General features: G+C 65.9%; 21 protein-coding genes. 7 read left to right on the forward strand and 14 right to left on the reverse strand.

Translation table 11 applies throughout. From position 1 onward, the window contains the following. The 3 genes from PNO31109_RS04910 to PNO31109_RS04920 form a co-directional block, all read right to left on the reverse strand. Nucleotides 1-315, reverse strand: a 315-nt coding sequence (locus tag PNO31109_RS04910; RefSeq protein WP_370749801.1) for an anti-sigma factor family protein, incomplete at its 3' end; no start/stop codon positions are given. Continuing rightward, the gene (locus PNO31109_RS04915) at nucleotides 315-899 is read right to left on the reverse strand and encodes an RNA polymerase sigma factor (protein WP_150554544.1); all 585 of its coding nucleotides are present in this window, start codon (nucleotides 897-899) and stop codon (nucleotides 315-317) included. The genes PNO31109_RS04915 and PNO31109_RS04910, both read right to left, overlap by 1 nt. A 264-nt stretch (nucleotides 900-1,163) precedes the next feature. Then, the gene (locus tag PNO31109_RS04920; RefSeq protein ID WP_150554545.1) at nucleotides 1,164-1,556 is read right to left on the reverse strand and encodes a COG4315 family predicted lipoprotein; all 393 of its coding nucleotides are present in this window, start codon (nucleotides 1,554-1,556) and stop codon (nucleotides 1,164-1,166) included. 205 nt (nucleotides 1,557-1,761) lie between these two features. Here PNO31109_RS04920 and PNO31109_RS04925 point away from each other — a divergent pair, with 205 nt between their 5' ends. Then, a complete protein-coding gene (locus PNO31109_RS04925) occupies nucleotides 1,762-2,796 on the forward strand; it encodes a cation diffusion facilitator family transporter (protein ID WP_150554546.1) in 1,035 nt (344 codons plus the stop codon). Between the two features lie 110 nt (nucleotides 2,797-2,906). Here PNO31109_RS04925 and PNO31109_RS04930 read toward each other — a convergent pair whose 3' ends face one another. The 4 genes from PNO31109_RS04930 to PNO31109_RS04945 all read right to left on the reverse strand — a co-directional run bounded on the left by PNO31109_RS04930 (nucleotide 2,907) and on the right by PNO31109_RS04945 (nucleotide 7,141). Beyond that, nucleotides 2,907-3,815 (reverse strand): ABC transporter permease, encoded by a 909-nt coding sequence (locus PNO31109_RS04930; protein WP_241013917.1) that lies wholly within the window; start codon nucleotides 3,813-3,815, stop codon nucleotides 2,907-2,909. 53 nt (nucleotides 3,816-3,868) lie between these two features. After that, nucleotides 3,869-4,768, reverse strand: a complete 900-nt coding sequence (locus PNO31109_RS04935; RefSeq protein WP_150554548.1) for an ABC transporter permease — start codon at nucleotides 4,766-4,768, stop codon at nucleotides 3,869-3,871. Then, nucleotides 4,765-5,844: an ABC transporter ATP-binding protein gene (locus PNO31109_RS04940; protein ID WP_150554549.1), complete on the reverse strand. Its 1,080-nt coding sequence runs from the start codon at nucleotides 5,842-5,844 to the stop codon at nucleotides 4,765-4,767. Before PNO31109_RS04940 ends, PNO31109_RS04935 begins: the two co-directional genes overlap by 4 nt. A 121-nt stretch (nucleotides 5,845-5,965) precedes the next feature. Further along, nucleotides 5,966-7,141, reverse strand: a complete 1,176-nt coding sequence (locus PNO31109_RS04945) for an ABC transporter substrate-binding protein (protein WP_150554550.1) — start codon at nucleotides 7,139-7,141, stop codon at nucleotides 5,966-5,968. A gap of 309 nt (nucleotides 7,142-7,450) precedes the next feature. On the opposite strand from PNO31109_RS04945, the gene PNO31109_RS04950 reads away from it, so the two are divergent. The 3 genes from PNO31109_RS04950 to PNO31109_RS04960 all read left to right on the forward strand — a co-directional run bounded on the left by PNO31109_RS04950 (nucleotide 7,451) and on the right by PNO31109_RS04960 (nucleotide 10,978). Further along, the gene (locus PNO31109_RS04950) at nucleotides 7,451-8,734 is read left to right on the forward strand and encodes a glucarate dehydratase family protein (RefSeq protein WP_150554551.1); all 1,284 of its coding nucleotides are present in this window, start codon (nucleotides 7,451-7,453) and stop codon (nucleotides 8,732-8,734) included. Between the two features lie 95 nt (nucleotides 8,735-8,829). Beyond that, nucleotides 8,830-10,002, forward strand: a complete 1,173-nt coding sequence (locus tag PNO31109_RS04955) for a porin (RefSeq protein WP_280525219.1) — start codon at nucleotides 8,830-8,832, stop codon at nucleotides 10,000-10,002. A gap of 229 nt (nucleotides 10,003-10,231) precedes the next feature. Next, nucleotides 10,232-10,978: a FadR/GntR family transcriptional regulator gene (locus PNO31109_RS04960; protein ID WP_150554552.1), complete on the forward strand. Its 747-nt coding sequence runs from the start codon at nucleotides 10,232-10,234 to the stop codon at nucleotides 10,976-10,978. A gap of 41 nt (nucleotides 10,979-11,019) precedes the next feature. Here the strand turns inward: PNO31109_RS04960 and PNO31109_RS04965 are convergent, their stop codons facing one another. After that, a complete protein-coding gene (locus PNO31109_RS04965) occupies nucleotides 11,020-11,637 on the reverse strand; it encodes an MSMEG_1061 family FMN-dependent PPOX-type flavoprotein (protein WP_150554553.1) in 618 nt (205 codons plus the stop codon). A gap of 93 nt (nucleotides 11,638-11,730) precedes the next feature. On the opposite strand from PNO31109_RS04965, the gene PNO31109_RS04970 reads away from it, so the two are divergent. After that, nucleotides 11,731-12,558 (forward strand): AraC family transcriptional regulator, encoded by an 828-nt coding sequence (locus PNO31109_RS04970; RefSeq protein ID WP_241013904.1) that lies wholly within the window; start codon nucleotides 11,731-11,733, stop codon nucleotides 12,556-12,558. Between the two features lie 66 nt (nucleotides 12,559-12,624). Here the strand turns inward: PNO31109_RS04970 and PNO31109_RS04975 are convergent, their stop codons facing one another. Both PNO31109_RS04975 and PNO31109_RS04980 read right to left on the reverse strand, forming a co-directional pair. Further along, nucleotides 12,625-13,968 carry an MFS transporter gene (locus PNO31109_RS04975; RefSeq protein WP_150554554.1) on the reverse strand — a complete coding sequence of 448 codons (1,344 nt, stop codon included), beginning with the start codon at nucleotides 13,966-13,968 and terminating at the stop codon, nucleotides 12,625-12,627. A 196-nt stretch (nucleotides 13,969-14,164) separates the two neighbouring features. After that, on the reverse strand, nucleotides 14,165-15,103 hold the full coding sequence (locus PNO31109_RS04980; protein ID WP_150554555.1) for a LysR family transcriptional regulator: 939 nt from the start codon (nucleotides 15,101-15,103) through the stop codon (nucleotides 14,165-14,167). Between the two features lie 121 nt (nucleotides 15,104-15,224). On the opposite strand from PNO31109_RS04980, the gene gbd reads away from it, so the two are divergent. Both gbd and PNO31109_RS04990 read left to right on the forward strand, forming a co-directional pair. Continuing rightward, a complete protein-coding gene (gene gbd, locus PNO31109_RS04985) occupies nucleotides 15,225-16,364 on the forward strand; it encodes a 4-hydroxybutyrate dehydrogenase (RefSeq protein WP_150554556.1) in 1,140 nt (379 codons plus the stop codon). 133 nt (nucleotides 16,365-16,497) lie between these two features. Next, nucleotides 16,498-17,943, forward strand: coding sequence for an NAD-dependent succinate-semialdehyde dehydrogenase (locus PNO31109_RS04990; RefSeq protein ID WP_150554557.1), 1,446 nt, complete (start codon nucleotides 16,498-16,500; stop codon nucleotides 17,941-17,943). A 172-nt stretch (nucleotides 17,944-18,115) separates the two neighbouring features. On the opposite strand, the gene PNO31109_RS04995 is transcribed toward PNO31109_RS04990, so the two are convergent. The 4 genes from PNO31109_RS04995 to PNO31109_RS05010 all read right to left on the reverse strand — a co-directional run bounded on the left by PNO31109_RS04995 (nucleotide 18,116) and on the right by PNO31109_RS05010 (nucleotide 22,743). Next, the gene (locus PNO31109_RS04995) at nucleotides 18,116-18,925 is read right to left on the reverse strand and encodes a fatty acid hydroxylase family protein (RefSeq protein ID WP_150554558.1); all 810 of its coding nucleotides are present in this window, start codon (nucleotides 18,923-18,925) and stop codon (nucleotides 18,116-18,118) included. Nucleotides 18,926-19,191: 266 nt separating this feature from the next. Then, a complete protein-coding gene (locus PNO31109_RS05000; protein ID WP_150554559.1) occupies nucleotides 19,192-20,574 on the reverse strand; it encodes an MFS transporter in 1,383 nt (460 codons plus the stop codon). Between the two features lie 145 nt (nucleotides 20,575-20,719). Beyond that, nucleotides 20,720-21,985 carry an iron-containing alcohol dehydrogenase gene (locus PNO31109_RS05005; RefSeq protein ID WP_150554560.1) on the reverse strand — a complete coding sequence of 422 codons (1,266 nt, stop codon included), beginning with the start codon at nucleotides 21,983-21,985 and terminating at the stop codon, nucleotides 20,720-20,722. Further along, nucleotides 21,982-22,743, reverse strand: coding sequence for an alpha/beta fold hydrolase (locus PNO31109_RS05010; protein WP_244958128.1), 762 nt, complete (start codon nucleotides 22,741-22,743; stop codon nucleotides 21,982-21,984). The genes PNO31109_RS05005 and PNO31109_RS05010 overlap by 4 nt, the downstream gene beginning before the upstream one ends. Nucleotides 22,744-22,871: the final 128 nt, after the last annotated feature.

The following is a 22,871-nucleotide window of genomic DNA, read 5'->3' on the forward strand; positions in this document are numbered from 1 at the left end:
CACCTCGCCGACGCGCGCGCCGGCCGCGGGCGACCCGAGGGCGTCCGGCGTCGCGCCCGCCGTCTGCACACCCGGGGTCTTGCGCTGTGCATGTGTGCGCAGCAGCGATTCCACGTTCGCGACGAGGCGTTCGGGCAGCGGCGGCATCGACTGTGCCGCGAAGGCCGCGGCATATGGCAGGCGCGACGCGCGCAACGACGCGACCACGTCGGCCAGATCGGGCGAAGCGGCAATGGCCGCTTCCACTTCGGCACGTTGCTCGGCGGGCAGTTCGTCATCGACAAACGCGAGCAGGCGGATATCGTCTTCGTGCATCACGCGTCCTCCTCACGTGCGCCGCTAGCCGGATCGACGCGGTCGGTGCGGTCGGTGCGGCGGGGCCCGGCTTCCGGGTTGCGAAACTGATCGCCGATCGTGCGACGCGCTCGCGACAGGCGGCTCATGACGGTGCCGACCGGCACGTCGAGCACCAGTGCGGCCTCCTGATAGCTCAGCCCTTCGACAGCCACGAGCAGCAGCACGAGGCGCTGCGCTTCCGGCAGACGATCGACCGCGCCGAACACCTGGTGGCAGCTCGCCAGGTCTTCGGGCGTGGATGCATGGAAATCGGGGATGGATTCGACGTCGGCGTCCTCCCACGCGAGGCTGCCTCGCGAGCGGACGCGCCGCGCGCGGATCTCGTTGATCCACGTGGTGTGTACGATGCGGTACATCCAGCTCAACGCCGAGGTGCCCGGCTGCCACTGATGTTCGCGCTCGAGCGCATGGACGCAGGCACGTTGCACGAGATCCTCGGCGTCGTGGCGATCCCCGGCAATGCGCAGCGAGAACGCCCAGAGGCGCGGCAGCAAGCCCGGGAGCAAGTCGGGGAGCGCCCCGGGTAGGTCCTGACCGGTCATCGGCGGGTTTCCTGGCGAAGAGGGCGGGGTGGCGAGCCAGTCCGAAGCAGCGCCGGCGCCCATCGCCGACGGTTGCCGCGAAATTATACTGAGCCGCGTCGACTTTGCATGGCGCCGCCCGGCCTGCCATCCCGCCCGCATCCGCTCACCCGCCCTTGCAGCCTGTGCGCTGCCTCATGCGCTTGGCGCGCCATTGAACCACTACACCTCAGGCCCTTCGGCCGGCTCCCCGCTTTGCCCCCCGGCGCCACGCAGCGCGACGCGTCAGGGCTTGACGACGTGCCACACGTCCTTGAAGCCATCGCCCTTCGTGTCTCCGGCGGCCGCGTCGTTCTTGAACAGGTACACCGGCTTGCCCTTGTAGGCCCACTGCATCTTGCCGTCGTCGCGCGTGACCAGCGTGTAGTCGCCTTCGGCCTTCGCGCCGGCCGGCGCCATCACGGGCGGCCACAGCTCGGCACACGGGCCGTTGCAGACACTCTTGCCGCTGCCCGCCACGTCCTTGTCGAACGTGTACACGGTGCGGTTCTGGCTGTCGACGAGCATGCCGCCGGCGGCCTTGAGCGGCGTTTGCGCGTGAGCGACGGCGGCCGCGAACAGGCCTGCGGCGGCGAGCAGCGAAGAGAAGACGGCAGACATCGTTTGGCGTTGATTCATGTCATGGCTCCTGAGTGATTTGTCGGGGTCGACACTCTCAGAACGTGCGGCCACCAGGCTTTATTCCCTTCGGCCCGGATTATTTTCGGGCGCCGTGCGTCGACGGCGAGCGGCCACCCCCGGGGCGCCGCCGGCAGCGATTTTCCGGCCGCTCGGTTAGCATGTCGTTCAGCCCAACGTACACCGCCACCGCGCGAGGACCGCGATGCCCCATGCTCCCCACGACCCCGTGAATCAGGATGCGCACCGTCACGACGCCGAGTCGCGGCATGCGCACGCCCACGCACAGCCTCCCAATCGCAGCGCTCACGGCCATGGGCACGAGCATGGGCACAGCCATGGGCACGGGCACAGCCACACCAGCGGCGTTACCGACCAAAAGCGCATCGGCATCGCGTTCGTGCTGATCGCGGCGTTCATGGTCGTGGAGCTCATCGGCGGCCTGCTCTCCGGCTCGCTCGCACTGCTGGCCGACGCGGGGCACATGGTCAGCGACGCCGCGGCGCTGGCGTTCAGTTGGATCGCCATCCATTACGGCAAGCGACCGGCGACGCTGCAACTCTCATACGGTTACAAGCGACTGGAGGTGCTTGCCGCGTTCGTGAACGGCTGCGCGTTATTCGTCATTGCGGCGTGGATCGTTTTCGAGGCAATCCGGCGTTTCTACCAACCGGTGCCGGTCGTCGGCATGCCAATGCTGGTCGTTGCGTTCGCCGGCCTGCTCGCGAACATTGCCGCATTCGCCGTGCTGCACGGCGGCAACCGCGACAACCTCAACATGCGCGGCGCATGGCTGCATGTGCTGGGCGACATGCTCGGCTCGGTTGCCGCCATCGTGGCCGCGTGCGTGATTCTCGCCACGGGCTGGACGCCCATCGACCCGATCCTGTCGATCTTCGTGGCGGTGATCATCCTCAAGAGCGCCTGGGGCATCGTGAAGTCCTCGGCGCACATCCTGCTCGAAGGCGCGCCCGCCGAACTCAGCTCGGAGGACATCAAACGGGATCTGGAAGCCAACGTACCCGAAGTGAGGAATGCGCACCACATCCACGCGTGGTCGATCACGGGCGAGCGGCACATGGTGACGTTGCATGTATATCCCGCGGCGGGCGTAAGCACCCGCCAGGCCGTCGTCGCCGTGCAGCAGCGTCTCGCGACGCGCTTCGCGGTCGATCACGTCACGGTGCAGGTGGAAGACGAAGGATGCCCGGACGGCCCCGGACCCGAGGGCCGGTGCTGAACGGACATCCCTCCCGGCGCAGAGTGCGTCCGGAATGCGTTGGAGCGCGTTGGAGCGCGCCCCGAAACGCCCCGTGGCACTCGCCCCGAACGCGCAACGACTTGCCGGAATCACTCGCCCTTGGGCGCTTCCTTCACGCGGCTCACCAGTTGCGTCGGGCTCACGAACTGGAGCGCGATCAGCACCCACAGCAACGTGATGGCCATGTAGATCATCGCCATCGCGTCGATGGATTGCGGCGCGCGCACCCCGGTCGAGAATACCGCGTAGTAAAGCGCCACGACGAGCGTTTGCGTATCGGGCCCCGCGGTGAAGAACGTCAGCTCGAACATGCCGATGGTGCGCACGAGCACGAGCAGGCCGGCGGCGAGAATGCCGGGCACCAGCAGCGGCAGCAACACGTGACGGAAGTACTTCAGCGTATTGGCCCCGAAGATGCGGGCAGCGGCTTCCAGATTCGGGTCGATCTGCTCGATGAACGGCGTCATCACCAGAATCACGAACGGCAGCGACGGCACGAGGTTCGCCAGGATCACGCCGGCGAGCGTGCCGCCCAGGCCGATCTTGTAGAGCACGGTCGCCATCGGAATGCCGTAGGTGACCGGCGGCACCATCAGCGGCAGCAGGAATACCAGCATCGCCAGCTTCTTGCCGGGGAACTGCGCCCGTGCCAGCGCATAGGCCGCGGGCACGCCCAGTGCGATCGACAGCACCACCACGGCGCCGACGACTTCGAGCGTGACCCACAGCACATCGGCGAGCTGGAAGTCGCGCCACGCCTGCGCGTACCAGTGCAACGTGAAGCCTTCGGGCAGCGGGGTGCCAAACCAGCGTGTGGCAAACGAATTCATCGCCACGGTCGCGATCATCAACCCCACGTTCACCAGGAAGAAGATCATCGCGCCCCACACCACCGCGCGCCACAGGCGCGAACCCGGGCCTTCGCGGCGCATGCGAGCGCGCCTTGCGGGTGCAGCAGGGGCCGTCGCCGGACGGCTCAGGGGCGAAGGCGTGGTCATGAAATCTCCGTTCTGCGCGGCCAGCGTGCCGGCCATGGGTTTGTCTGCGGTGCTCATCCCTTGCCTCCCGTGGTGGGGCCACTGTAGAACGCGCGCCGTGCGCCGAGCATGCCCGCCACGATCAGCAGCTGGACGAAGCCCATCACGATCGCGACGCACGAGGCGAGCGAGTAGTCGTAGCTCTCGAACGCCGCCTCATACGCGGCAATCGACACGACCCGCGTAGCCCCCGCCGGTACGCCGAGCAGCACGGCCGACGGGAACACCGAGAAGGCCTGCACGAACGACAGGCAGGCGGCCATGGTCAGCCCAGGCACGAGCAGCGGCAGATAGATCAGGCGAAACTGCTGCCACGGGCCGGCGCCGAGCGTGCCGGCCGCTCGGGCGAGCGTCGGATCGATGCCGGTGACATACGACAGGATCAGCAGGAACGCGAACGGAAAACCCGAGATCACGAGCGAAATCAGCACGCCCCAGTAGTTGTGCGTGAGCCGTACTTCATCGCTGTACAGATGCAGCGCGTGGAGCGCCTGCGGGAACCAGCCGTTCGGGCCATAGTAGGTCAGCATGCCGTCGGCGATGAGCACGGTGCCGAGGGTGACGGGCACGACCAGCAGCATCGTCACGAACTTCGATGCGCGCGTGCTTCGGCGCAGCGCGAACGCCGCGGGAATCGAGGCGCCCACGTTGATGAGGGTGGCCGGCACGGCGAGCTTGAGCGTGATGAGCACCGTCGGCCACAGCGTCGGCTCGGAGAAGAACTTGAGATAGTTCGCGAGGACACCCCCGCCTTCCATCGGTTGAAACGACAGAAACAGGCCGTAGGCGAACGGGTACACGAACATCGCGAGCAGGCACACGAGCGCCGGCGCAACGAGCCAGCCCCGGCCATCGAAGCGCGCGGCCGGCGTGAGCACGCGGGTGCTCGAAGCCGTGGAAGCGACGGCACTCATGCGCGTTCTCCCGCGTACACGAGCGTGCGCTCGGCGGGCACGCGCAGCGGGACCCGCTCGCCCACGGCGTAGTCGCCGGGCAGGCGGGCGTACAGCGGCCCGAAAGGCGAGGCGACGCGCAGCAACGAATCGCGGCCGCCGTACTCGACCGTCTCGACGACCGCTTCGAACGCATTGTCGTTGGCCGCCTGCGCGTGCTCGAAATCGTCCGGACGAATCGCCACGCTGACCTTGCCGTTGCCCGGCGGCTCCATCAGCACGCCCTCGAACGACGCGCCGCCGCACGACACGCGCGCATGATCGCCCTGCGCCGACGTGATCGAGACGTCGAGCACATTGCGATAGCCCATGAAGCGCGCCACGTGCAGGTTGCGCGGACGGCCGTACACTTCACGCGGCGCGCCGATCTGCTGCACCACCCCCTCCTTCATCACCACGATGCGATCGGCCATCGACAGCGCCTCGTCCTGATCGTGCGTGACGTAGATCGTCGCGCGGTCGAGCTTGCCGTGGATGCGGCGAATCTCGGCGCGCATCTCGATGCGCAGCTTCGCGTCCAGGTTCGACAGCGGCTCGTCCATCAGTACGACCGGCGGCTCGATCACGATGGCGCGGGCGATCGCCACACGCTGCTGCTGGCCGCCCGAGAGCTGCCCCGGCAGCTTGCGCTCGTGGCCGACGAGCTGCACGAGCTGCAGCGCCTCGCGAGCTCGCGCCTCGATTTCGGCGCGCGGCACGCCGCGCATGCGCAGACCGAAGCCCACGTTCTCGAGCACGCTCATGTGCGGAAACAGCGCGTAGTTCTGAAACACCATGCCGAAACCGCGCTTCTCGCTCGGCAGCACGTCGATGCGCTCGTCGTCGAGCCAGATCGCGCCGCCGGTCAGCGGCGTGAGCCCGGCGATGCAATTGAGCGCGGTGGACTTGCCGCAGCCGGACGGCCCGAGCAATGCGATGAACTCACCTCGTTCGATGGTCAGATCGAGGCCGTTCAACGCGGCCACGGACTGTCCTTCGGCATTGGTGAAACTGCGCGCCACGTGATCGAGGCGCAGTTGCTGAAAGTTGTGCTTCATGACGAAACCCTTGAGACTCTCACCCCGGCGCCCTGTGCGCCGGCCTACGCGGCACGACGGCAACCGCCTCCGGTTGCCGCCGCGCCCCACCGCGGCGCCACTCCGGCGCCGCCGCACTGCGTTACTTCGACTTCTGCGCGCCGATCTCGGCGTCCCACTTCTGGAAGGCGGCGACCATTGCCGTGGCATCGAGCGGCACGGCGTGCGGGAAGTCGGCGATCATCTTCCGGTACTCCGGACGGCCGTACTTGACGATCACTTCCTGACTCTTCGCCGGCGCCGACGTGATCGGCACGTCCTTCACCGCCGGGCCGGGATAGAAGTAGCCGTCGTCATACGTGAGGGCCTGCTGCGCCGGCTCGAGCATGAAGTTGATCAGCTTGAGGATGACGTCCATCTTTTCCTTCGGCACGCCCTTGGGTACGACCATGTAGTGCGCGTCGTTGACCCACGTCATATGGTCGAACGCCTGAATCCTGAAGGCCGCCGGCACGATACCCAGCGCACGCGGATTGATGTCCCAGCCCGTGACGGTCAGCGTCATGTCGCGGCTGCCCTCGCCCAGTTCCTTCATCACGGCCGACGTGCCGCCCGGGTAATACGGAATGCACGTGTCGAGCTCCTTGAGGAAGGCCCACGTCTTGTCCCAGCCCTTGACCGGATCGTGCGGATCCTTGTCGCCGAGCAGGTACGGCAGCCCCATGAGGAACGTGCGGCCCGGGCCCGAGTTGGCCGGACGCGCATAGATCAGCTTGCCGGGATTCGCCTTGCACCACGCGAGCAGCTCGGCCGGCGTTTTCGGCGGGTTCGGCACCTTGGCCGGGTTGTATTCGACGAGGGGGCCGGCCGGCATGAACGTCACCGTCAAACCATATCCCTTGGAGAGCTCCTGCATCGCGCGCACGTTCGGGGCGTACTTGTCGAGCACGCCCGGCAGCCTGGCGCTGTAATCGGGCAGCAGACGCTGCCAGAGGTTTTGCTGGATGCCGGCGGCAAGCGCGTCCGTGCCGGTCAGCACGATGTCGATATCGGACCGCCCGGCGGCCTGCATGGCCTTGATCTTGCCCGGCAGTTGAGGCGCGGGAGCGTTCGTGAAGGTGATCTTCGAGACGAGATCCGGATATTTATCGCGGAAGGCTTCGAAGCCCTTTTGCGTGAGCGCCAGATTGCCCGCCACGTCCACGATGTTCAGCGTAACCGGCGCGGCGCACGCGCCCGTCGCGACACCCCCCAATACGGCGGCACATGCCAGTGCGCCAAGCGTGCGTTGCCAGAATCCCCTGCGGCTGAAGGCCATGCTGTCTCCTTTACGTTGAAATTCTCGTAAGTCATCATATGACTGAGTCGTTGAATTTGCAATCGTGCGACATGGCGAATCGCCTCAGAGATTTCCCTAAGGCGTCAATAGAACCTTGTTTTCACGCACTATTTTTTGGTGTTGCGTACAAATTCATCATCTTTTGTCAGGGATTTCACCGATAGAGGGACTCTCCCCGCGTCACCTAAATTACGCCCAGTCATACGATGACGTAAAAGCTGCCAGATACCTTTCACCTCATCACCGTTTCGGCGCTCGCCGCCGGCCGGTGGCCAAGGACAAGTTGCCGTGAAAATTCAGCGCATCACGATCACCCCCATTGCCTTTCGCGACCCGCCCCTGCTCAACGCGGCGGGTATTCACGAGCCCTACGCCCTGCGCTCGATCATCGAGATCGAGACGGACAACGGTCACGTCGGCCTTGGGGAGACGTATGGCGATGCGCCGGTGCTCGCGCTGCTCGAAAATACCCGCCCCCATCTGATCGGCATGGACCCGTTCGACACGAACGGGCTGCGCGAGCGCGTGGCGGCGGTGGTGCGGCGAGGCGTTGGCGGCGAGCGCGTGGAGTATGAACTGGCGCCGGGCACCGATCCGCGCAAGGACGCCGAGAAAATCTACTCCGCCTTCGAAGTCCCGTTCCTGGATCTGCAGGCGCGCCATCTTGGCATTGCGCTCGTGGAGCTGCTCGGCGGTGCGGTGCGCGACGAAGTGCAGTACAGCGCCTATCTGTTCTTCAAGTACGCGCAACATATCGATGCGCCCGCGAGCGGCTATCCCGTCGATCCGTGGGGCGAGACGCTCAACGCCGAGCAACTCGTGGCACAGGCGCGCACGATGATCGACACCTACGGCTTCGGCAGCATCAAGCTCAAGGCCGGTGTGCTCGAGCCGGCGCAGGAGGTGCAGTGCCTCAAGGCGCTCAAGCGCGCGTTTCCCGACAAGCCGCTGCGCATCGATCCGAACGGCAACTGGTCGCTCGCGACGGCAATCGCCATGGGCCGCGAACTCGCGGGCGATCTCGAATACTACGAGGACCCCACGCCCACGCTCGAAGGCATGGCCGAGCTGCATCGCGCTACCGGCATGCCGCTCGCCACGAACATGGTCGTGACCGACCTGCGCCAGTTCCGCGAAAACGTGCGCCTTGGCGGCGCGCAGATCATTCTCTCCGATCACCACTATTGGGGCGGCCTGCGCGACACGCAGCTGCTCGCACGCATGTGCGAGACCTTCGATCTGGGCCTGTCGATGCATTCCAACTCGCATCTCGGCATCAGCCTGATGGCCATGACACATCTGGCCGCGAGCGTGCCGCGCCTGTCATACGCATGCGACACGCACTACCCGTGGCAGGCGCCCGACGAGGAAGTCGTGCGCGGCGGCAAGATCGCGATCCGCAACGGGGCCGTTGCCGTGACGAAGGCGCCGGGACTCGGACTGGAGATCGACCCTGACCAGTTGGCCAAATTGCACGAGCAATACCTGCGTTGCGGACTGCGCACCCGCAACGATGCTGTACAGATGCGCAAGTACCAGCCGGACTGGAGCGGCAAGGCACCCCGCTTCTGACCGGCAGCCGGACGCCTTCGCGCGCACCGGCGCCATCGTTGTCATATCGGTGTACTAATCGAATCACAAGAAGACACATCACAAGAGGAGAAGTCGTGAGACAAAAGACACTGTTTGCCGGGCTCGTATTGGCCGGTCTCGCCGCCGGCGCCGTGCCGGCAATGGCGCAGTCGAACGTGACGCTGTACGGGATCATCGACGACGCATTGACCTACAGCAGCAACCAGAACGGCAAGTCGAACACCTATCTGCGCAACGGCAACCTGGCCGGTAGCCGCTGGGGCCTGCGCGGCACCGAGGACCTGGGCGGCGGCACGCGTGCGCTGTTTCAGCTGGAGAACGGTTTCGACGTCAATAGCGGCGCCTTCAGCACGTCGGGGGTGATGTTCAACCGCCAGGCGTTCGTCGGCCTGAAGAACGACAATCTGGGCACGCTCACCATCGGCCGCCAGTACACGCCGTACTACCTGCTCGTCGGCACGATCGGCCCCACGACATACCTCACCGGCGCGACCGGCGCGCATCCGGGCGATATCGACGGCCTGGACACGACGATCCGCATCAACAACTCCGTGACGTACACGTCGCCGGTGCTGTGGGGCGTGACTGCCAGCCTGCAGTACGGCTTCGGCGGTCAGGCGGGCGCGTTCAGCAAGGGCAACATGTACTCGGGCGCGCTGCGCTACGACGGCGGCCCGCTGTCCATCGCGGCCGGCTACCTGCGCATGAACAACGTGGGCGGCGGCACGAGCTGGAACAGCGCGTCGACGGGCTCGTTCGGCACCTCCGCCGTCAACCAGGGCTACGTGACAGCCGACGTGCTGCAGCACATGGCAGTCGCGGGCATCTACACGATCGGCAACGTGACGCTCGGCGCCTCCTACAGCAACGTGCAGTACAAACCGGGCGCGGCGTCGCTGTTCCACGACACGGCCGTCTTCAATACGGCCGGCGTGCATGCGTCGTGGATCGTCGCGCCGCAGTGGCGACTGGCGGCGGCGTACAGCTACACGGCAGCGTCGAAGTCCAACGGCATCAGCGATGCGGCGACCTATCACCAGGTCTCGCTGGCGCAGGTGTATTCGCTGTCGAAGCGCACGTCGCTGTACGCGCTCGAAGCCTGGCAGCACGCCAGCGGCAAGTCGCTCTCCGCGAACGCGTCGAGCATCATCAACGCGGGCCCGGTGGTGGGCGACTCGCAGAACAGCACGCCGTCGTCGACGAGTTCGCAGTTCGTCGGCATGCTCGGGATCCGGGTCGACTTCTGACGTCTTTCCCAGAGCAGCACACCCGCCGGGCGAGCGTCGCGTGACGCGCGTCCGGCGGTCGAGAGTGGTCGCGAGAAGCCGTACTTTGGCCGCCGACGCCGCACAGCAATGGTGTGCGGCGTCGGCGGTCGATTCTTATCGGTCGTCGTATGTATTGATAGGTATCGAGCGGTCGATAAGGTAAACTGGGGACGTTCTCGTCACCCACATTCCAGCCGACGCCATGTCCATGACCAGCCCCTTGCCCGCACGCCCTCGCCGCAAGTCTCGCAGTCTCACGGAAGAGGTCGTGAGCGCCTTGTCCGAGCAGATTCGCGCCGGCACGTTCCGGCCAGGCGACAAGCTGCCGACGGAGTCGGCCATCATGGAGAGTCTCGGCGTGAGCCGCACGGTGGTGCGAGAGGCGATCTCGCGTCTGCAGGCGGCGCAGCTGGTGGAGACGCGTCACGGCATCGGCACCTTCGTGCTCGAGGCGCCGCGCGAGAACGCATTGCAGGTCGACACCAACAGCATTCTGACAATGCTCGACGTCATGGCGATTCTCGAGCTGCGCATTTCGCTGGAAACCGAAGCGGCCGGGCTGGCGGCGAACCGCCGCACCGACGCGCAGCTCAAGCTCATGCGCCAGTCGCTCGACGATTTCGAAATGCACGTGCGCCAGCGCACCGGCAACGCGGTCACGGCCGACGTGGCGTTTCACCTGCATGTGGCGAGCGCGACCGGCAACCGCTATTTCCATGACATTCTCGAACAGCTCGGCAATACGATCATTCCGCGCACGCGCGTGAACTCCGCCGCGCTGGCCGACGACGATCAGGTCTCGTATCTGAATCGCGTCAATCGCGAGCACGAGGACATTTACAACGCCATTGCGCGCCGCGACCCGGAAGCGGCGCGCGCCGCCATGCGCACGCACCTGACCAACAGCCGGGAGCGCCTGCGCCGCGCGCAGGAATCGGCGGGCGCGCAAGGGTAAGTCCGCGCGCGCCGTTTTTCCATCTCACAGCTCAGTACAGGTCAGTACAGGTCGCCGCGCACCGCGCGGTAATACCCCGCATCGATCTCGCCCGCCTTCGAGGGGTCGATGCCCGTGAGCGCCGCCTTCATCTCACCCATCGACGGTACGGCCTTGCGCTCGAGTTGCGACTCGGGTTTCCACAGCTTCGCGCGGTTGATCGCCTTGCCGCAGTGAAACAGCACTTCGTCGATGGCGACGACAATCCCCGTCTTCGGCGTGCGCCCCCCTTCCCCGAGTTTCGAAAGCAGATCGGCGTCGACGCAAATGCGTGCGCGGCCGTTGATGCGCATGAAGACTTCCAGTCCCGGAAACAGGAACAGCATGCCGACGCGATCGTCTTCGGTCAGATTTCGCAATGAGGCGATGCGATTGTTGCCGGGCCAGTCGGCGAACGCGACGGTCCTCTCGTCGAGCACTTTGACGAAGCCGGGCTCGCCGCCGCGCGGCGAAGCATCGAGGCCTTGCGCGCTGCCGGTGGCAAGACAGAAGAACGTGGCCACATCGAGATACGCGATATGAAACGGCAGCAGGCGGGACATCACTCCCTTGACGATCGTCTCCGACGGCGGGTCATACAGCGCGTCGAGATTTACCTGGGGTTGGCGGGACTGAGACATACGGGACGCTCCTTCATGAATACGGCCCGAGCATATCGCCGCCGCCCATGGCGCTGATAGACTATTGCAGACATTCAATAGCGCAATGACGCCATGAGTTTGCCTGCCCTGCTCAAACGAAAGATGGAGCGCGTGCACCACATGGGCGAGCACGACCCCCCGTTGCTCGCCCTGGTCGGGCGACAGAGCGTGCCGCGCGTGTCCGAGACGCACCGGCACGCCCCGGGCCAACTGCTCGGGCTGTTCACCGGTTTGCTGACGGTGCGCACGGGTCTGGGCGGGTGGGTGATTCCGACGACGCGCGCCGTATGGGTGCCGCCCAATCATCCTCATGCGGCCTTTTCTCACGGGCCTTTCTTTGGTTGGGCGGTGTACGTGCGGCCCGACAAATGCGAGGGGCTGCCGGCGCAGCCGCGCGCCATCGAGGTCTCGGGGCTCCTTCGCGAAGCCGTGGCGCGCGCCGCACCGTGGGAGATCGGGGTGCCGGACCGCGTGCAGGCCAACGTCATGCAGGTCATTCTCGACGAGATCGCGATGAGCCCGGCAGACACGTTCCGTCTCCCCATGCCGGGCGACGCGCGTTTGCGCCGCATTGCTTCGGCCCTGGTCGACAACCCCGCCGATGCGCGAACACTCGACGAGTGGTCGGCGTGGGCCAATGCGGCGCCGCGCACCGTGAGCCGCCGGTTCGTGGAGGAGACGGGACTCACGTTCACGGCATGGCGTCAGCGCGCCCGACTGCTGCGCGCGCTGGAGTTGCTCGCGTCCGGACAACCGGTCGGCACCGTGGCGCTCGATCTCGGCTACGACAACGCGAGCGCCTTCATCTCGCTCTTTCGGCGCACGTTCCACACCACGCCGGGCAAGTATTTTTCGTCAGGCGCCACCGCGGCGCGGGTGGTCGACGAGACCGCCGGATGACCCGCGCGTCGCAACGCGCCTCAAGCGCGCGGCGCGTCCGTGATCGAGCCGCCGCGCTCAGCGCCGTCAGTCGTCGAGCGGCATGCCGCTGCGATCCCTCACGCAGGCGACCGCGACGATCGACACGAGTGCGCACGCGATCATGAAGACGACCACCGGCACGTAGCTGCCGCCGAAGTAGGCGACCAGCGCCGTGGCAATAAGCGGCATGGGACCGCCCACCAGCGCCGCGCCGATCTGGTAGCCGAGCGACATGCCCGTGTAGCGGATCGTCGCCGGGAAGGCCTCGGCGAGCAGCGTGCCGATCATCGAGCCGTAGGTTGTCCAGATCACGCCAAGCCCCACGCCGACGGCCAGCGCCGCGAGCAGGATCGATTTCTGGTTCAGCAGCCAGAAGAACGGCGCGATCCACACGATGAACGCGATGCTGCCGTAGATGAACACCTTCTTGCGGCCGACCTTGTCCGACAGGTGCCCGAAGTACAGCATGAACGGAAAGGCGATCAGCGCGCAGACCAGCACGATGTTCAGGATTTCCGAGCGCTGGAACCCGTGGCCGATCATGTACGACACGGTGAACGTGGCGTACAGGAAGAAGGTCGACGTCTCCACGACCTTCGCGCCGATGGCGATGAGCACGGAACGCCAGTGGTCCTGCAACGTCTCGGTGAGCGGAATGCGCGCATGACTGCGCGTGGCGAGGATCTTCTTGAACGACGGCGTTTCACCGACCGCATTGCGAATCCACATGCCGATCAGCACCAGCACGATCGAGCCCACGAAGGGAATGCGCCAGCCCCAGCTCTGGAAGTCCGCGTCGCTCATCGTGTTGCTCATCGCGGACGTGATGATGTTGCCCAGGGCCAGGCCGAGCACCGCGCCCGTCTGGGGCACCGCACCATAGAAGCCCCGGCGATGACGCGGCGAATATTCGACCGCCAGCAGCACGCCGCCACCCCACTCGCCGCCAAGCGCGAGCCCCTGCATCAGGCGCAGGAGCGAGAGCAGGATCGGCGCCCAGACGCCGATCTGGTCGTAGTTGGGCAGCAGTCCCATGCATACCGTCGACATCCCCATCATCGACAGCGTGATGGCCAGCGTCTTCTTGCGACCGACGCGATCGCCGATGTGCGCGAAGATCACGCCGCCCAGCGGCCGGATGACGAACGCCAGCGCGAACGCCGCCAGCGCCAGCAACTGGCTGACCAGCGGATCAGTGCTCGGGAAGAACTGCTTGGCGAAGATGATCGACGCCATGGTTCCGTAGAGAAAGTAGTCGTACCACTCGATCGTGCTGCCGACCGCACTGCCGAGCAGGGCGCGCCGGCGCTCGGCATCGGGAACCATGGTCTCTTTGATGTCTGCCGTCAGCCCGGCATTGCCGGCGCTGTTGGGCGCAATTCCGCTCATTGTCTCCACCTCGTTATTTTGCAAACGAACGAAGTCTACAAAGGCGTATCGCACCCGTACACTGACGGTTTGCGTTATCGATATAACTCTTCGCTATACCCTGCGCCGGCAGGGCCTGCCGCCGCCATGCCGGTCACGCATACTGGGCCATCGCAAGCCGGCGCGAGGGGGCGCGAGGGACGGCGCGCCGCGCGCGTCATTCGACCTGTTGCGCGCCGCGCGAGACGATCGCCTCCATGAGCATTTGCGCGCCGTGCGAGAGCGGCGCGCCGCGGCGCGTCACCAGTTCGTAAGGCTCGCTGCGCGATGCGAGTTGCAGCGGCAGCGTGCACGCCACGCCGTGCCCGGTATAGAAACGCGCCACGTCCGTCGACACGAGCGCCACCAGCGACGCGTTTTTCTGCAGCAGCGACACCGTTGCAAAAGCGGAGGTCGTCTCCAGAAGCTGTGCGGGAAAGCGCAATCCGGCGTCGTGGAACTCGCGCTCGAGCAGCAGCCGCATCGGCATGTTCGCGCGGTAGACGACCCATCGGTAGTCGGTGAGATCGCCAAGCGCGACGCGCGCCTCGTGCGCGAGCGGATGCGCGGCATTGGCAATGACAGCCAGCGTCTCGTCGCGCACGAAGGTGCTGTCATAGAGATAAGGCGTCTGGCTCACGCTCGTGCGGCAAATGGCCAGGTCGAGCCGGCCGGCGTCGATCAGGCTGAGCAACGTGGCGCTCGTATCCTCCACGATCTCGATCGACATGTCCGGCTGCGCGTCGGTGACGACGGTGATGGCGTCGGTCAGCAACGGCACCGCGCCCATGATCACGCCCACCGAGACCCTGCCGCCGTGGCCGCGCATGATCCCTACCATCTCCTCGCGCAGGTGGGCGAGATCGGACTGGATCAGCCGCGCGTAGCGAATCACGCAGCGCCCCACGGCGTTGGGCTCGAGGCCGCGATTCGAGCGCTCGAACAGCGACGCCCCGAAAGTCGTCTCGATCTCGTGCAGCGCCTTGCTCGCGCCGGGCTGCGTCATGGCCAGTTGCTTGGCCGCGCCCAGCAGCGAGCCGTGCTCTTCGATGGCGATCAGCAGGCGAAGCTGCTTGACGTGCAGGCGGGAGATGATCGAGTTGAGGGTCGGGGGCATGTTGAACTGATGGAAAGTTATATCACTATCAAATGCTGTCAATTCCGGCGCGCCGCTATGGGGCATACACTGCGGAGTCTCGGCAACAGCATAGCCTTCCTATAACTTTCCGTCATCTACCATGTCCCTCATCAACTACATCACGCAGATCCAGTTCGGCTTCGACTCGATCCGCCTTCTGGCCGCGGAATGCGAGCGCATCGGCATTGGCCGCCCGCTGATCGTGACCGACGCTGGCATTCGTGCCGCCGGTCTGCTCGACACGGTGCTCGCCGCCCTGGGCGCGACAGCCCCGGTGCCGGTGTTCGACGGCACGCCGCCCAATCCGAATGAATCGGTCGTGCGCGATGCGGTAGCGCTGTACAAGGCAAACGAGTGCGACGGCGTGATCGCGCTGGGCGGCGGGTCGTCGATCGATCTGGCCAAAGGTGTTGCGGTGTGTGCCACGCACGAGGGGCCGCTTCAGCGCTTCGCGGTCATTGAAGGCGGCGCGGCGCGCATCACGTCGGCCACCGCACCGGTCATCGCGATTCCGACGACCGCGGGCACCGGCAGCGAAGTCGGTCGCGGCGCGATCCTGATCCTCGATGACGGCCGCAAGGTCGGCGTAATTTCGCCGCACGTCGTGCCGCGCGTGGCCATCTGCGATCCGACGCTCACGCTCGGTCTGCCGGCCGGCCTCACGGCCGCGACCGGCATGGACGCCATTGCGCACTGTATCGAGACTTTCATGGCGCCGTCTTTCAATCCGCCGGCCGACGGCATCGCGCTCGACGGCCTCTGGCGCGCCTGGCGGCACATCGAGCGCGCCACGCGCGAGCCCGGCGACCGCACCGCGCGGCTGAACATGATGAGCGCTTCCATGCAGGGTGCGCTGGCGTTCCAGAAGGGACTGGGGTGCGTGCATAGCCTGAGCCATTCGCTCGGCGGCATCGATCCGCGCCTGCATCATGGCACGCTCAACGCCATCTTGCTGCCGGCGGTGATCGCGTTCAACCGCGAGGCGCCGTCGATGCGGGAAGAAGGCAAGCTCGGGCGCCTGGCGCAGGCGATGGGGCTCGCATCGGGCGACGATGTCGGCCCGGCGATCGCCCGGATGACGGCAACGCTGGGGCTGCCGCGCGGACTCGCGGAACTTGGCGTGACAGCGGAAATGTTTCCGCGCATCATCGAGGGCGCACTGAAGGATCACAGTCACAAGACCAACCCGCGGGACGCCTCGGCGCAGGACTACCGGGAAATGCTCGAAGCTTCGATGTAAAGTGACGAGGCGCGCCGCGGGCGCGCTTCGCGTCGCGGCCTCCCGTGCGGCCCGTGCGGCCTGCACCGCCCGCGCGCCCGATTTCCGCTTTTCCGATTTTCCGCTTTGTGCCCCCTTTTCAAGGAAACCCAACATGGCCACATCAGGATATACAGACACCCGCCTTCTGATTGACGGCGAGTGGTGCGACGCCGCGAGCGGCAAGACGATCGACGTCGTCAACCCGGCAACGGGCAACACCATCGGCAAGGTCGCGCACGCCGGCATTGCCGATCTGGACCGCGCCCTCGAAGCCGCGCAACGCGGTTTCGCCGCCTGGCGCAAGATCCCCGCCGTCGAGCGCGCCGCCACGATGCGCAAGGCCGCCGCGCTGGTGCGGGAGCGAGCCGACGCCATCGGTCGCCTGATGACGCAGGAGCAGGGCAAGCCGTTCGTCGAGGCGCGCCTGGAGGTGCTCGCCGCGGCGGGCATCATCGAGTGGTTCGCCGACGAGGGGATGCGCGTGTATGGCCGCATCGTGCCGTCGCGCAACCTCAACGCCCAGCAACTCGTGCTCAAGGAGCCGATCGGCCCGGTCGCGGCCTTCACGCCGTGGAACTTCCCGGTCAACCAGGTCGTGCGCAAATTGAGCGCGGCGCTCGCGAGCGGCTGCTCGTTCCTCGTCAAGGCCCCGGAAGAAACCCCGGCGTCGCCCGCCGCGCTGCTGCAGGCGTTCGTCGAAGCCGGCGTGCCGGCCGGCACGGTCGGTCTGGTGTTCGGCGATCCGGCGGAGATTTCGAGTTATCTGATTCCGCATCCGGTGATCCGCAAGGTCACGTTCACCGGCTCGACGCCGGTCGGCAAGCAGCTTGCCTCGCTCGCGGGCCTGCACATGAAGCGCGCGACGATGGAGCTGGGCGGCCACGCCCCGGTGATCGTCGCCGAGGACGCCGATCTGGCGCTGGCCGTCAAGGCCGCGGGCGGCGCCAAGTTCCGCAACGCCGGTCAGGTGTGTATTTCGCCGACGCGTTTTCTCGTGCACAACAGCGTGAAGGACGAGTTCGCCAAGGCGCTGGTCAAGCACGCGCAAAGCCTGAAGCTCGGCGACGGTCTGGCCGAAGGCACGACGCTCGGGCCGCTCGCCAACGCCCGTCGCCTGACGGCGATGAGCCGCATCGTCGAGGACGCTCGCAAGACCGGCGCCACGATTGCCACGGGCGGCGAGCGCGTGGGAACGGCGGGCAACTTCTTCGCACCGACCGTGCTCACCGACGTGTCGCTCGAGGCCGACGTGTTCAACAACGAGCCGTTCGGCCCGGTGGCCGCGATCCGCGGTTTCGACAAGCTCGAGGACGCGATCGCCGAAGCCAATCGCCTGCCGTTCGGGCTGGCCGGCTATGCGTTCACGGAATCGGTCCGCAACGTGCATCTGCTCTCGCAGCAACTGGAAGTCGGCATGCTGTGGATCAACCAGCCGGCCGCGCCCTCGCCCGAGATGCCCTTCGGCGGCGTGAAGGATTCCGGCTACGGCTCGGAAGGCGGGCCGGAAGCGATGGAGGCGTACCTCGTCACCAAGGCGGTATCGGTCATGGCGGGATAAGCAGACAGGCAAAGCCCCGCCCCCGATCGTGCGCGAAGCGATCGGCACGCCGCCGGCGTATGCGCGAAGCCCCGACATGCCGGGGCTTTCGCACGGCCGGCGGGTGTAAGTCCGTGCGATTGCGGCGCCGTGCGGCAAGCCACGGAACCCTCGGGGCCGGGGCGCACGCCGCTCAAATCGCCGTCATCGCCTTGCGTTCTTCGTCGGTCAGAACTGGGCCGTCGAGCGTGACGCGCGAGTGATCGTCCCTGAACTTCGCGATGATCGGCTTGAGTTCGCTCTTGATGTGCGCCTCGCTGTAGCCGTTGAACAGATGGCCGAGCAGGCCGCGACGCAGATCGCTCGTTCCCATGAACCAGTCGGCGATCGGGAACGTCAGGTTCATGTTGTACTTCATCATGATGCCCATGTTGTGATGGGCCGTGTGATGCCGGCGGATCGTGTTGATGAACGGCATGTTGCGCACGAACCAGTTCTCGTGGCAGTGGCAGCAGTAGTGAAAGGTCTCGTAGATCACGTACTGGCCGACCATCGTCAGAAACACCATCCATCCCGCATTGGCGTTCAGGATCCACGACGTCACGTAGCCCAGCACGCCGCCGCCCACCCCGAGCGTGACCAGCACGCGCCACGGGAAGAACACGATCCGGAATTCGCGCGTCGTATCGATCGTCGACAACTGATCCGTGAAGTATTGGTGATGCTGGCGCGTGTGGCGGTTGTAAATCTCGCGCAGCCCCCAGACGTCCACCCGCCGGTGCATCACGAACCGGTGCATGAACCACTCGGCAAAGTTACCCGCCAGAAACACCGGCACGATCAGCAGCCATTCCCATGTGGGATGCTGCAGACGGCTCACGGCGTACCAGACGGCGCCGACAGCCACGACGTACATCACCGTGATATGCAGCAGGCCGTTGTACATCGGACTGATGCCGGACTTGTACTGCTCCCTGAACTTCAACTGACGCTCGGTAACCATGATTTGTCTCCTTTCTCGGAATCGGCGCTCGTCATGAAATGCACAACTAATATGTTAGTTGCATCGTGATAAAAGTCAACCGGGCGGTCTTCGCCGGTTTGCACAATGGGATGGAAAGCGATGGAATGACTCGGGAGAGTGCGCATGCCCGGGGCGGCGCGCCGACGACACCCGTTGGCGGGCGTTGTCAGCGCGATCGCCTCGCGCGCGGCGGGAGCAGGGACGGCGCCCTGCCCCCGGGAAGCCGATGACGTTCCGGCAACGACTCAGTGCGAGACGTCCTCCAGCGAGCGGCCCTTCGTCTCGACGCCGAGCAGCAGCACGGCAAGCGCGGCGATCACGAACGAGAGCGCCCCCATGGTAAATACCCCCGTCTGCCCCCACGTCGGGAGCAGCACGCCGATCGCGAAGGGGCCGGCGAGAGAGCCGACGCGCCCGATGGACGACGCGAAGCCAGAGCCGGTCGCGCGTGTGCGCGTCGGATAGAGCTCTGGCGTGTAGGCGTACAGCACGGACCACATCCCGAACAGGAAGAACTGCATCATCAGGCCCGCGGCGATCAGTTGCTCGATCGGGGCCCGGGTGCCCGCCGCCTGACCGTAAAGATACGCGGCGACGGCGCTGCCGAGCAGCATCAACGCGCAGGTCGGCTTGCGTCCCCATTTCTCAAGCAGCCACGCGGAGAAGAGGAAGCCGGGAATGCCCGCCAGCGAGATGTAGACCGTGTACAGCACCGACTTGGTGATCTCGTAGCCGGCCTGCTGCAGCAGCGCGCCAAGCCATGTGGTGAGCCCGTAGTAGCCGAGCAGCGCGAAGAACCAGGTGGTCCACAGCATGAGCGTGCGCTTCGCATACTCCCCGCGCCAGATTTCCGCGAACAGCGCCTTGCGATCGGCCGGCCCATGGCGCACGCCCGCGGCAATGGCCGGCTCGGGCAACTGGCGGCCATGGGCGCGCTGGACCCTCGCTTCGATGTGATTCATCACATCGGCGGCCTCCTTCATGCGTCCGGTGTCCTCGAGCCAGCGGGGCGACTCGGGCACCATGCGTCTGACAACGAACACGAAGACAGCCGGGATCGCCAACGCGATGAAGATGCCGCGCCAGCCGATCGCCGGCAGCATGAAGTACGAAAACGCGCCTGCCGCGATGAACCCGATCGGCCAGAAGCCTTCCAGGATGGCCACGTACTTGCCGCGACTCCTGGCAGGCACGATCTCGGAGACCATCGACAGCCCGATCGGGAATTCCATGCCCATGCCGAAGCCGAGCAGCACGCGGTACAGCATCAGCGATTCGACGCTGTGGGCGAAGCCGCACATCAGGCTGCCTACCCCCCAGAAAATCATGCTCACCTGGAAGACCGGCTTGCGTCCGAACTTGTCGGCAAGCAGCCCCGCTGTGGCAGCCCCCACGAACATGCCGAGAAAGCTGGCGCTGGCGAGCAGCCCCGCCTGCGACGCGGACAGACCGAATTCCGCCTTGATCGAGCCGAGGACGAACGTCATCAGCCCCAGGTCCATGGAATCGAAGAACCAGGCGGTGGCGATGATAGAGAAAAGCGTTCGTTGATAGTTCGTCATCGGCAACCGCTCGAGGCGCGCGACGACGTCAACACCTAGCCGCGACGCGGCTGCGGACATATCCATGCTTGTGTCTCCTCCAATACATGGCGCTGATCATCAGCTAACATATTAGACGGCGAGGCGCAAAGTGGCCCGTGTATCCGGCCGAATGATGAATGTGTCTTTGCGTGCCGGCGGCAGCCCGACGAAGCGAGGGGAATCGCGTCGATCAGGCGGCCGGGCGTCTCTCCGCCTTCTCGTCTCGAAGACCTCCATGCCACGCGTTGTCGATGATTTGCGCGTAGCTTTCTTCGATATTCCCAACGGGGAATGCTTTGGCCAACCGGGTCACGCCAAGGGAGTCGGTCAGCAATTCGTTCAGGGATGCTCGGGCGACGCCGAAAGCATTGAGATCGGTAGGGATGCCGAGCTTGCCGACAAGCGCCCGCAACGTACCCGGCAGCTCGCGAACGGCCTGCACCTCGTCGGCTGTCCCGATACCGAAGAGGCGCGCCACCTCCAGAAGCTCGGCGTGCCGCGAATCGCGCAACGCGTCGATGGCGTAGGGCAGAACGACGGCGTTCGTGGCGCCATGCGACTGGTGCGTGAGCGCCGCCACGCCATACGCGATGCCGTGCACCGCGTTGAGGCCGGCGCTGCCATACGACATTGCGGCATAGACGCTCGCGTAGCACATGCCGACGCGCGCCTGCACGTCGCTGCCGTCCTCATAGCAGCGAAGCAGATAGGCGGCGGCGAGCCGGATCGATTCGCGCGCGAAGAGCATCGTCAGCGCGCTGCGCCCGCTGTAGCCGGGATCGAAGCTGCCGTTGCGATCGAACTGCGCGGAGTCGAGCGTGACGAACGATTCGATCGCGTGCGTGAGGGCGTCGATTCCGGATTCGGCCGTGACCTTCGGCGGACACGTGAACGTGAGCTCGGGGTCGATCGCCGCGACCACGGGACGCAATCGATTGTCCATCACCGCTGTCTTGATGCCGGTCGCCGGATCGAACAGGATGGCCCCCGGCGTGAGTTCGGAGCCGGTGCCGGCCGTGGTGGGTATCGCGATATGGTCGATGACGGGCGCGTCGCTCGCGACACTGCTGCCAAACTCACGGATGGGGCGGCCCGCCGGCAGGGTGACGCACAACGCCTTGGCCAGATCGATGTTGCTGCCGCCGCCCAGCGACACGACGTGGTCCGGCAACTGAGCGCCGAGGGTGCTGCGCAATTCGGCCGTCGCGCGATCGCACAGGTCGGTTGTCGGGTCGGGTTGGCCGCCGGCGTAGACGTCGATGCGAATGCCGAGGCGCTCGCAGGCGCTGACGTACTCCGTCACCCACGGCGTTTTCTCCGCGAAGAAGCGGTCGGTGACGAGCAGCCCTCGCCGATAGCCCAGCGTGCGCACGAGATTGGGCAGCTTGCGGCGATACCCCAGTTCGATGATGAGCCGGGATGGCGCGCAGAAATGAATACAGTCGTCGATTCTCATGGGGTCTCCGATGGGGTGCGCCGTGGCGCCGGCGCTTCGCAGTGTTTCGTCAGGAAGCCGCGCACGACGGCACTGACCTCCTGCGTGTTTTGCGTCAGGATCGAATGACCTGCGTCAGCGATCACGTGCAGCGAGGCGTGACGAATGCCCGCCTGCATGCGATGGGCGTGAACGATCGGGCAATCTTCGTCGTTGCCGCCGTGCACAATGAGCGTCGGCATGGTGACGAACGCCAGATTCGGCAAGTGCGAGACCGATTTGAGCGCGCGCCACGTCCACGCCACGGCACGCGGCTCCGCCGCCTGCCTGAGGTTCAGACGCCGCTCGCGCTGCCGGATCTCGGCAAGGAGCGCCGTCTCGTCGGTCGATACGAACCACGACACGTCGCTCAGCTGCGCAGTGCCTGACATGAGCACGGCGGCGACCGGCGCACGATGGCGTGCCGCGCCGTGCGCCAGATGCGCCATCAACTCGAGAATCACGGACACCCCCATGCTCCAGCCGGCGAGTGCGTAAGGGCCCTCGCCGATCTCCTGTTCGATGATCGCACTCGCCACGCGCGCGAACGCGTGAACACTGCAGGCTTGCGGCGAAGCCGGTGCGCCGGCGTCGCCGCGTCCGGGCATGTTTGGAAGGATGAAACGGAACGTGTCGCCCAGCGCCGCAGCGAGCGCCCCCCATGAGGCGTTTGTCCCCTGAATGCCATGCAGCGCGATCACCGGAAAACCGTCCGGGTTGCCCTCCCGTCTGATATCCACCGCCCTCGCCCCAGTAATATATTAGTTGATTCATAATAGCACATCAGAAGGCGGCGACAACCGGACAAAACACCGGGAAAGCCCGTAGTGGTGGGCGTGGAACGGCGCCGTGATGGGACGTCGCTATC

Origin of the sequence: Pandoraea nosoerga (assembly GCF_902459585.1) — a bacterium.
GTDB classification, from domain to species: Bacteria; Pseudomonadota; Gammaproteobacteria; order Burkholderiales; family Burkholderiaceae; genus Pandoraea; species Pandoraea nosoerga.

Bases quoted from the DNA above. Each gene is read 5' to 3' on its own strand.
- PNO31109_RS04915 (WP_150554544.1), bottom strand. From the start codon at position 899: ATGACCGGTCAGGACCTACCCGGGGCGCTCCCCGACTTGCTCCCGGGC.
- PNO31109_RS04920 (WP_150554545.1), bottom strand. From the start codon at position 1,556: ATGAATCAACGCCAAACGATGTCTGCCGTCTTCTCTTCGCTGCTCGCC.
- PNO31109_RS04925 (WP_150554546.1), top strand. From the start codon at position 1,762: ATGCCCCATGCTCCCCACGACCCCGTGAATCAGGATGCGCACCGTCAC.
- PNO31109_RS04930 (WP_241013917.1), bottom strand. From the start codon at position 3,815: ATGACCACGCCTTCGCCCCTGAGCCGTCCGGCGACGGCCCCTGCTGCA.
- PNO31109_RS04935 (WP_150554548.1), bottom strand. From the start codon at position 4,768: ATGAGTGCCGTCGCTTCCACGGCTTCGAGCACCCGCGTGCTCACGCCG.
- PNO31109_RS04940 (WP_150554549.1), bottom strand. From the start codon at position 5,844: ATGAAGCACAACTTTCAGCAACTGCGCCTCGATCACGTGGCGCGCAGT.
- PNO31109_RS04945 (WP_150554550.1), bottom strand. From the start codon at position 7,141: ATGGCCTTCAGCCGCAGGGGATTCTGGCAACGCACGCTTGGCGCACTG.
- PNO31109_RS04960 (WP_150554552.1), top strand. From the start codon at position 10,232: ATGACCAGCCCCTTGCCCGCACGCCCTCGCCGCAAGTCTCGCAGTCTC.
- PNO31109_RS04965 (WP_150554553.1), bottom strand. From the start codon at position 11,637: ATGTCTCAGTCCCGCCAACCCCAGGTAAATCTCGACGCGCTGTATGAC.
- PNO31109_RS04970 (WP_241013904.1), top strand. From the start codon at position 11,731: ATGAGTTTGCCTGCCCTGCTCAAACGAAAGATGGAGCGCGTGCACCAC.
- PNO31109_RS04975 (WP_150554554.1), bottom strand. From the start codon at position 13,968: ATGAGCGGAATTGCGCCCAACAGCGCCGGCAATGCCGGGCTGACGGCA.
- PNO31109_RS04980 (WP_150554555.1), bottom strand. From the start codon at position 15,103: ATGCCCCCGACCCTCAACTCGATCATCTCCCGCCTGCACGTCAAGCAG.
- gbd (WP_150554556.1), top strand. From the start codon at position 15,225: ATGTCCCTCATCAACTACATCACGCAGATCCAGTTCGGCTTCGACTCG.
- PNO31109_RS04990 (WP_150554557.1), top strand. From the start codon at position 16,498: ATGGCCACATCAGGATATACAGACACCCGCCTTCTGATTGACGGCGAG.
- PNO31109_RS04995 (WP_150554558.1), bottom strand. From the start codon at position 18,925: ATGGTTACCGAGCGTCAGTTGAAGTTCAGGGAGCAGTACAAGTCCGGC.
- PNO31109_RS05000 (WP_150554559.1), bottom strand. From the start codon at position 20,574: ATGGATATGTCCGCAGCCGCGTCGCGGCTAGGTGTTGACGTCGTCGCG.
- PNO31109_RS05005 (WP_150554560.1), bottom strand. From the start codon at position 21,985: ATGAGAATCGACGACTGTATTCATTTCTGCGCGCCATCCCGGCTCATC.